General features: G+C 49.4%; 8 protein-coding genes. 5 read left to right on the top strand and 3 right to left on the bottom strand.

All coding sequences use genetic code 11. The features are described 5' to 3' along the window. Positions 1 to 91 precede the first annotated feature (91 nt). Together ACI31H_RS03700 and ACI31H_RS03695 are read left to right on the top strand one after the other, a co-directional pair. Positions 92 to 1,402 carry a PTS transporter subunit EIIC gene (locus tag ACI31H_RS03700; protein ID WP_439770653.1) on the top strand — a complete coding sequence of 437 codons (1,311 nt, stop codon included), beginning with the start codon at positions 92 to 94 and terminating at the stop codon, positions 1,400 to 1,402. After that, complete coding sequence (locus ACI31H_RS03695) at positions 1,389 to 2,261, top strand: alpha/beta hydrolase (RefSeq protein WP_439770652.1); 873 nt, start codon at positions 1,389 to 1,391, stop codon at positions 2,259 to 2,261. Before ACI31H_RS03700 ends, ACI31H_RS03695 begins: the two co-directional genes overlap by 14 nt. 49 nt (positions 2,262 to 2,310) lie before the next feature. On the opposite strand, the gene ACI31H_RS03690 is transcribed toward ACI31H_RS03695, so the two are convergent. Next, positions 2,311 to 3,300: an asparaginase gene (locus ACI31H_RS03690; RefSeq protein WP_439770651.1), complete on the bottom strand. Its 990-nt coding sequence runs from the start codon at positions 3,298 to 3,300 to the stop codon at positions 2,311 to 2,313. A 133-nt stretch (positions 3,301 to 3,433) separates the two neighbouring features. Between ACI31H_RS03690 and ACI31H_RS03685 the strand changes: the two genes are divergently transcribed. Continuing rightward, a complete protein-coding gene (locus ACI31H_RS03685) occupies positions 3,434 to 4,939 on the top strand; it encodes a glycosyltransferase (protein WP_439770650.1) in 1,506 nt (501 codons plus the stop codon). Between the two features lie 107 nt (positions 4,940 to 5,046). On the opposite strand, the gene ACI31H_RS03680 is transcribed toward ACI31H_RS03685, so the two are convergent. Both ACI31H_RS03680 and ACI31H_RS03675 read right to left on the bottom strand, forming a co-directional pair. Beyond that, complete coding sequence (locus tag ACI31H_RS03680) at positions 5,047 to 5,841, bottom strand: Cof-type HAD-IIB family hydrolase (protein ID WP_439770649.1); 795 nt, start codon at positions 5,839 to 5,841, stop codon at positions 5,047 to 5,049. 67 nt (positions 5,842 to 5,908) lie between these two features. Continuing rightward, a complete protein-coding gene (locus ACI31H_RS03675; RefSeq protein WP_439770648.1) occupies positions 5,909 to 6,775 on the bottom strand; it encodes a LysR family transcriptional regulator in 867 nt (288 codons plus the stop codon). Between the two features lie 116 nt (positions 6,776 to 6,891). Here ACI31H_RS03675 and ACI31H_RS03670 point away from each other — a divergent pair, with 116 nt between their 5' ends. Both ACI31H_RS03670 and ACI31H_RS03665 read left to right on the top strand, forming a co-directional pair. Next, complete coding sequence (locus tag ACI31H_RS03670) at positions 6,892 to 7,803, top strand: aldo/keto reductase (protein ID WP_439770647.1); 912 nt, start codon at positions 6,892 to 6,894, stop codon at positions 7,801 to 7,803. Positions 7,804 to 7,818: 15 nt separating this feature from the next. Beyond that, positions 7,819 to 8,685 carry an aldo/keto reductase gene (locus tag ACI31H_RS03665; RefSeq protein WP_439770646.1) on the top strand — a complete coding sequence of 289 codons (867 nt, stop codon included), beginning with the start codon at positions 7,819 to 7,821 and terminating at the stop codon, positions 8,683 to 8,685. Positions 8,686 to 8,817 lie beyond the last annotated feature (132 nt).

Here is an 8,817-nt window from a genome sequence, read left to right as displayed (position 1 = left end):
TAAATACTACTTCGTGTTCCCAGAAGCTCGGTCATTTATGGCCGAGTAGTTCACTTCAAGGAATATAATTGATAGAAAGGAGGACGGGTAAATGATTAATAGTGACACTTTAATTGATCGGTTAGTCCATTTTCGCCAATTATCATTTATACGAATTATTCAACGGACGATGCTAACCTTATTTCCGATTATCTTGATCGGCAGTGTTGCCGAGATTATCAGTTCCATCTTCTTATCCCCAGCCGGCTTTCTTGGGAGCACCCTGCACGTGCGGCGCTGGCTGACGGGCTATCAATTCTGGCGCAACCTTTTTAATGACGTTAGCGTGGTCACATTAGGCTTTACCGCACCTTACGCCGCCTACATCAGTGCCCAGTTAACCACCCGGCAGCGAAAGGGTGAAATTCCGGCGGTCGGCGTAAGTGCAATGGCTTGCTACGTCTTAATTTTCTACCATAGTTTTCGGCAAAATGGTAGTATTATCGATATGCGTTACTATACCGCTAACTGGTTTATCGTTGGGGTGCTCGTCGGTTACCTAGTCGGACTCCTCTTCGGTTTCTTTGGTAAGAAAATCAGTTTAAATAAGTTGCACCTTCGGAGTAATGACATTCTCCAAAGTGCCTTTGCGAACTTTATACCGATCTTACTTACCCTCACCAGTGCCTTTCTGGTACACCTTGCCTACGCTGTTATACGGCAGCTAGGGGTGGATGAAGATATTAACCAGTACATCTTAGAAATTCTTAATAGCCATAGTAACTACGCACTAACCATGTTGATTTCACTGTTAGCCACGATCCTTACCTGGTTGGGGTTCGCTGAGTCGATCAATATCTCTAATGAAATGTTTCGCTCGGAGATCTTCGTAAACTTAAACTATGCACTAACTCACAAGACGAACCTCAATGTTCCCTACCCCTTTACCCCGGCGGCTCTCTACAATGGTTTTGGCCGGTTTGGCGGTGTGGGGTTAGGGCTCGCCCTCTTAATTGCCATTATCTGGGTTAACCACCACCGTAACCAGCGGGCGGTGGCCAAGGCGAGTCTTCTCCCGGTCTTCTTTAATGCTAATTTACCCCTGACGATGGGGGCGGTGGTAATATTAAACCCAATTTATGTTCTTCCCTTTGTGCTCCTCCCGCTCTTTAACATGGTGGTCGCTAGTGGCCTAATTATGTTAAAACTGCTGCCACCGCTGGTCTATCCGGCGCCGGTGGGCACACCAGGGATCTTAGTACCATTGATCGGTACGGGTGGTGACTGGTTTGCACTATTCTGGTCAATTTTGTTACTGGTAGTTGATGTTATTGCTTATATTCCCTTTGTTAAGCTGGCTGACCAGGTGGAAAGTCGGCTAATTGAAGAAAGGGCGGGTGGTCGTACTCATGCTAAAAATTAAGCAGCAGCGCCGGTGGCTAGTGGTAATCTTGGTATTAGTTACCGGTATTTTGGCAATCTTAGCCGGCAATTGGACAAATCATAATATCCAGTTGATGGAAAATCGGCAACGGTCAGTGATGTCACCAGTGATTATGATCCCTGGTTCAAGCGCATCGGTGAACCGCTTTGATTCGCTCGTCCGAAAACTAAACCGGGTTGACCACCGTAACCACAGCCTGCTAAAGGTTAAAGTATATAACGACGGTAAGATCACCTATAACGGCCGAATCCGGCCGCGGGACCGGGAACCGTTTATCGTCGTGGGCTTTCAGAATAATCATGATGGCTACCAAAACATTAAACTGCAGGCCCAGATGTTTAGTAAGGCCTTTAGCCAGTTAAAGAGTCGCTACGCCTTTAATAACTTTAAAGGGATCGGTCACTCCAACGGCGGGCTGGTCTATACTTATTTCTTAGAGCACTATTTTAATGAGCGACAGATCAGGATTACCCGGCTGCTGACGATTGCGAGTCCCTTCAACTTCGCGGAACCGCTTGATCGGAAGACCGAAATGTTAACCGATTTTGAAAAGAACCGTGATAAGTTACCGGCCAACCTCGACGTTTACTCAGTCGTGGGGTCGGAGAACTACGTTGAAGATGGTCTAGTCTCCGTCAGCAGTGCCGAGGCGGGTAAGTATATTTACCAGGGGGTTGTCAAACACTATACGCAAATAACGGTGACTGGTAGGTTGGCCCAGCACTCGGCCCTCCCCCAAAACCAGCAGGTAATTGATATTATCCAACGGCATATCTTGAACCATCACCACCACCACCTACCGGTCAACCCGGCGACGGGTAATTATAATAATGAATAGATAAAGCGACTGGAAAAAACAAGTTTTTTTCCAGTCGCTTTTTCAGTTATTAATTTAACGTCACTTCTCCAGCAACGTTGGTGTTGAAAAATTTACTAATTGCCGCGACATCCATGCCCTGACCAAGTCCCCACATCAGCTTGGTGATTGCTGCTTCTGAAGTCATGTCATGGGCACTAATTGCCCCTTCAAGCAGGGCCTGCTTACCGACTTCGTACTTAGTAAGGTCACTACGTTCGTACAGGCACTGACTAGCGGCAATTACGGGGATGCCGTTACGAATAAGCTTACCGACGGCGGCTACCAGGTTACGACGGATAAAGGTCATTCCACCGAGTCCGTAAGCCTCAATTACGATCCCCTGACAGCCGTTGTTAGCCATGGCGTGCAGAAGGGTGGGGTCAAAGCCCGGAAATAGTTTAACCAGGGAAACGTTGGCATTGATCTTCGTATTGAGGTGGCACTGACCACTGACCGCTGGTTGCGAGTGGAAAATTTGGAAGCCGTCTGAGGTTACCTGGGCAATCGGGGGGAAGTTGACACTTTCAAAGGCGTCAAAGGAGGTTGTCCGAACCTTGACACAGCGGCAGCCCCGCATCACTTTCCGGTTAAAGGCCAGGTAAATACCGGGTTGGCACTTGGCGGCCGCGGTAAATGCTAGGCTCATGTTATCCGGGGCGTCAGAAAGTGGTACGTTCATCGGAACCTGGCTACCGGTTAGGACGATCGGAATGTTAATGTTTTGGAGCATGAAGGTTAACATGGAGGCGGTGTAGGCCATTGTATCGGTCCCGTGGGACACGACGATCCCGTCAAAGTCGTCGCGGTATTTATCGATCTTCTTGGCAATGTACTCCCATTCTTCGGGCTGGATGTTAGAAGAATCCATTTCCAGGATGTCCTTAACCGTGACATCGAAGGGGAGGTCACCCAGCATCTTGAGGAGACTTTCCCCGGACTCACCCGGTTTGAGGCCGTCACTGGACGCGATCGACGCAATCGTGCCACCGGTTGATAGCAATAGCAATTTTTTCTTCATCATGTCACCTGCTTTCTAATCTAGACCTATTTTAATCACCATTATCGGCAAAGACAAGGAAGACCGCGATTTGGTATACTGGGAAGGAATAACTAAGTTTAATGTGCGCCGCTATCGGAAGAAGGAATCATCGGTGTTTTATTTTATTACCAACCGTCAGGATGTCCTGACGTCCGCAATTGAAATTGCCCAGGTCAAACGTCTCCGGATCTTTGACCGGCTCAAGCAGGAAGCCAAGATTATTACCGTGGAGTATAACCATGCCCACCAGGCAGTGGAGGCCAAGTTAGGTGTTACGGGCCGGGTCCTAAACCTTTTCCAGTACTTTCAGCAGCTAGCATACCAGCCCTCCAGTGATGATCGACGGTTGGTCAACCGGCTCCTCCACCAGCCTGACATGACGGTCGATGGTCTAGTGGCCATGCGCGATGGCAAAGCGCGGATCAAGGCGCACCTTAATGCAGGTCGCCTCTACTACGTTGACTACCTAGACCACTTCGGCTTTACGGACCGCCGCGACTTTTATGATAGTGGTTGTCGCACCTATACGGAATTCTTTGAAGACCGGGCCCGGGTGGTAACGCGCCAGTACTACGATGCCCAGGGCCGAGTAAAGATTGTTTACCATTACCGAGGTGGCAAGGATAATGTCCCTATCCTGACCCTGATTCAGCTTTGGGACCAGGGTCAGGAATACCAATTTGATAGCGAGATGGCCCTACGCGCTTACTTTCTTGACCAGCTTGTCCGTAAAGACCCCCAGGCGGTTTTAATCGCGGACCGCTCCAATGTTATCTTACCGGCGTTTAAGTTGATGAAGACACGCGTGCCGGCCTACCAGGTCTTTCATTCGGCCTTCACTGAGGATGGGCAGGCCGATGGTAAGTTATTCGCGGTTTATGAACCAATTGCTGACATGCTAAAGGCAGGACAGTTACGGGGCCTCATTTCCGCAACCCAGCGGGAAGCCCAGGATGCTGCCCGGCGCTTTGCAACGTCTGCGAGTTATGGCATCCCGGTCACGTACTTGGGTGATGACGTATTAAAGAAGTCCGTTCCGTTTAACCACCGCCGGCCAGGACAGCTGATCGCAGTGGCCCGCTTAACCACGGTTAAACGGCTGGACCACCTTATTAACACGGTGGCGCTTCTCCACGCTAAGTATCCACAAGTCGATCTAAAGATTTATGGTTTTGAAGATAGCTGGGACAACTATGCTGCCTCTAATTCTTTAAAACACTTAGTCCAAGAGCGCCAGGCTGGTGACTATGTTCATTTCTGTGGTTACCAGCATGACCTTACCGGGGTATACGAGACGGCCCAAGTAGAAGTCTTGACGAGTTCATACGAGGGCTTTGCTATGGCCCTACTCGAGGCCCAGGGACATGGCTGTCCGGTAGTTAGCTATGATATCAACTATGGCCCGGCAGAGATTATTGACGATGGGGTTAGCGGGCGCCTGGTTCCCGCCGGCGATACCCATACGCTTTACGTAACGTTGGCGGACCTGTTGAAGAACCCGGCCAAACTAAAGGGATATGCGGACCATGCCCAGGATGCGGCGGCCAAGTTCTCCCTGGAAAATGTTACTCAAAAATGGGCTGATTTTTTGAACCGGGAAGACCTAGTTAGAGAATAAAAAAGTGGCGGGAGTGTGATAGAAGTCACCCCCGCAAGCACAAATAGGGGTCCAGAGTTCGGCTTTGCCGATCTCTGGACCCCATTTGTGTAATATTAATGTTCTCTTTATAAAAACAGCTTGGCCAGTTGCTGGAGGACGGCTTGGTCATTGTTGGTACCGATAACTTGACTAGCAGCTGCTTGGACATTGGCCGGGGCGTTGGCCATGGCGTAACTGGTTCGGGCGAGGTCAAACATCTCAAGGTCATTTTCACCGTCACCAAAAACGACGAGTTCGTCCGGGCTAACCTGCCAACGGTCAAGTAGTTGTTTTAACCCATAGGACTTATCCATCCCCGGGATGATCAGGTCGACGGCACCATAGCCACTGGCGGTGGCCCGGATGACCCCCTTAAAGCGGTTGTTAATATCGCGGATAATTGCTGCCTGCCGGTCGTGGGGAACGTTTAAGGCAAATTTGAAAATGAAGTCATCCGCGACGGCATTGACGTCGGTGACTGTTTTGACCCGGGTGTAGAAATTAGGGATGATCTGTTTAAAGCGGTCACTGGAACGGGCCGGAACATAGGCGTAACGCCGACCACTAGCGCAGTATTCAACGCCTGCCAGTTCGTCCAGGTAAGAGGTTACCCGTTGGACATCTGCCGGTGCCAGGCGGTCACAAGCGATTTCCTCGTTGCGATCAACGGTGAGGACACCGTTTTCGGCGACGTAGGCCAAGTCATCGGCCTGGTCAGGAAAGAGCGACCGAAGGAAATAGTACTGGTCGCCGCTAGCAATGATTAGGCGCGCCCCTTGCTGGCGCATGGCGTTATAAACCTTAGTAAATAGCTCCCGGTCAAAGGTCCGGTCCTGGCGTAAAAAAGTACCATCGATATCTGTTGCTACCGCACGAATCATAATTCTTCCTCCTACTTAATTACTATTTATATCATAACTGATTTTGAGCGAGGGTGCTGAAGGAAAGTTATTGCGGCCAGTGGTTTGCTAGGTCATGGATGAGACCATAAACCCGGGAGCGCTGATCCTTGAGGTAGCTGGCGTAAAAGGTCATTGTGGCGGCCGGATCGGTAATGGGGAGGGTGACCCGGTCGTTAGTTTCGTAGGTCTCGACCTGGTGTTGATCCGTAATATTAGTAGTAAAAAAGGGAAAGTTAGTGTACTTAGTTAATTCGCGCAGGGCAGCATAGTCGGTCTGGTAGAGAAATTTAGCCTCGGGAATTTGCCTTTGTACGATCGTTCTCCAGGGGCCAATATCATTGAGGAGGACAAAGCTAATTCCCCGGAGCTCCTTAAAGGTCACCGTTCGTTGGTTAGCAAGGTACATAAACTGGTCAAGGTTGACGAAGAGCTGCTCTTGGCCGATAAAGATGGATTCGACCTGGTCGCTTTGGACCTCCTGGTTACTGATAACCAGGGTAAACTGACGGCTAAGCAGGCGGTCGATCAGCTGGTCATTAGTGAGCAGCTGAGGCCAAACTTGGAGGGGCGGGGTGAGCTGGTCCTGGAGTTGGTTAAGCAAGATCCGGGGACCGGGAGCCGAACAGGCAACCTTGATCACCTGGTGGGCCTGGTCATAGTTCTGGATGGTAGTAACCATGGCCCGGTTTTCTTCCAGGAGCCGCTGGGCCTGTTTAACTGCTAGCTGGCCGGTTGGCGTTAGGGTGATTCGGTTGGGCTGCCGATCAAAGAGCTTAACGCCGAACTCTTCTTCGAGCCGCTGCATTCCCCGGGTAACCGTGGGCTGGGTAACATTTAGGGCGACCGCGGTGCGCGCTAAGGTTTTGGTTTGCGCAAAGGTGACAAGGTACTCTAACAAGTAGTTATCTATCATGGTGCGCCTCCTTTAGTATACGTTGTATCTATACTACCATTGAATTTTGGTAATTTTCAAATTACCGTTTGCTAGTTAAGATAGAGTCAACAATTGAAATGAAGGGAAGTTATCAAATGGCAGATGTAAATGTACCAACTGTAAAGTTAAATGACGGGGTTGAAATGCCAACGCTCGGTTTCGGGGTTTTCCAAGTTCCCGATTTAAACCAAGCCGAACAAGCGGTAACCGATGCTTTGAACACTGGCTACCGGCTGATTGATACCGCGGCGGCTTACCAAAATGAAGAGGCCGTTGGTAAGGCAATTAACAAGAGCAGCGTTAAGCGGGAAAACATCTTCGTTACCTCTAAGCTGTGGGTCTCTGATTTTAACTACGGACGTGCTAAGGCGGGAATTGATGCTTCCCTCCAAAAGCTCGGCCTCGATTACATGGACCTCTACCTCCTGCACCAACCTTACGGTGACACGATGGGTGCCTGGCGGGCATTAGAAGAAGCGCAAAAGGCTGGTAAAATTCGTTCCATCGGTGTTTCAAACTTCTACGCCGACCAATTGAAGGACCTTGAATTGACGGAACCAGTAAAGCCGGCAGTTAATCAAATCGAAGTTAACCCTTGGTACCAACAAGACCGCGAAGTCAAGTTTGCTCAAGGTGAAGACATTCGAGTTGAAGCCTGGGCACCATTTGCGGAAGGTAAGCACGACATCTTCACTAACGAAACCATTTTCACTAACGAAACCATTGCTAAGATTGCGGCTAAGTACGGTAAGTCCAATGGTCAAGTTATCTTACGTTGGCTCCTCCAACGGGGCATCACGGTCATTCCAAAGTCCGTTCACCAAAAGCGGATGGCCGAAAACATCGATGTCTTTGACTTCGAACTGACCGCTGATGAAATGAAGGCTATGGCGGCACTGGACAAGAATGAAAGTCAATTCTTTGACCACCGTGACCCGGTAACGATCGAACAAATCTTTGGTTCCAGCCTGCGGGCAGTTCAAGAAAGCGAAAAGAATAACTTCTAAGGAGGAGTAACAGTAATGGCTAATATTCCAGCATTCAAGTTAAACGACGGTAATGAAATTCCTTCCTTTGGCTTCGGGGTCTTCCAAATCCCGGCGGACGGTACGACCTACAAGGCCGTTAGCGATGCTTTAAAGCTGGGCTACCGGCATATCGATACCGCCGCCGCTTACTTTAACGAACAAGAAGTCGGTAAGGCCATCAATGACAGTGGCATTCCGCGGGACCAAATTTGGGTTACCTCTAAGATGTGGCTACAGGACTACGCTTATGAAGATGCCAAGAAGGCTATTGATACGTCCCTGAACAAGTTGGGCCTCGACTACATGGACCTGTACCTGCTTCACCAACCATACGGTAAGGTGGATGAAGCTTGGCGGGCATTAGAAGAAGCACAAAAGGCCGGTAAGATTCGTTCAATCGGGGTTTCTAACATGTCACCAAAGCTGTGGAAGAAGTGGGCACCCAGCTTTAACGTTACCCCGGCCGTTAACCAGGTAGAATTTAACCCGTACTTCCAACAACAAGAACTGCGGGATGTTCTAGCTGACAGCCACGTGGCACTGGAAGCCTGGGCACCGCTGGGTGAAGGTAACCAGGACCTCTTTAATGAACCCGTTCTGAAGTCCCTGGCAGAAAAGTATGGTAAGGATGTTGGTCAGATTATCCTGCGTTACGAACACCAACTGGGGGTAATCGTCTTCCCAAAGTCTGTCCATGAAGCACGGATTAAGTCCAATGCCGAAATCTTTGACTTCGAACTGACCTCCGATGAAATGGACGCCCTCCGCAAGCTCGATAAGGGTAAGGGGATGCACGATCCGGATGCTCCGGGTGTTGCTGATACCCTGTTAAACGCCTTTGATATTCATGCTAACGACTAATTATTAGTAATATAGATCTCCTAATCTGAATAAAAGACAAAAAGCGACCACCGAAAAATTTCGGTGGTCGCTTTTTTATATGGCAGATTGCAAGAAATAACTTGAACGAATTTAATGACGTAAATTAAGCAG

This window comes from Limosilactobacillus sp., from assembly GCF_051873035.1.
Classification (GTDB): Bacteria; Bacillota; Bacilli; order Lactobacillales; family Lactobacillaceae; genus Limosilactobacillus.
The sequence above is the reverse complement of the archived record's forward strand: the minus strand, read 5'-3'. Positions and strand labels throughout refer to the sequence as shown.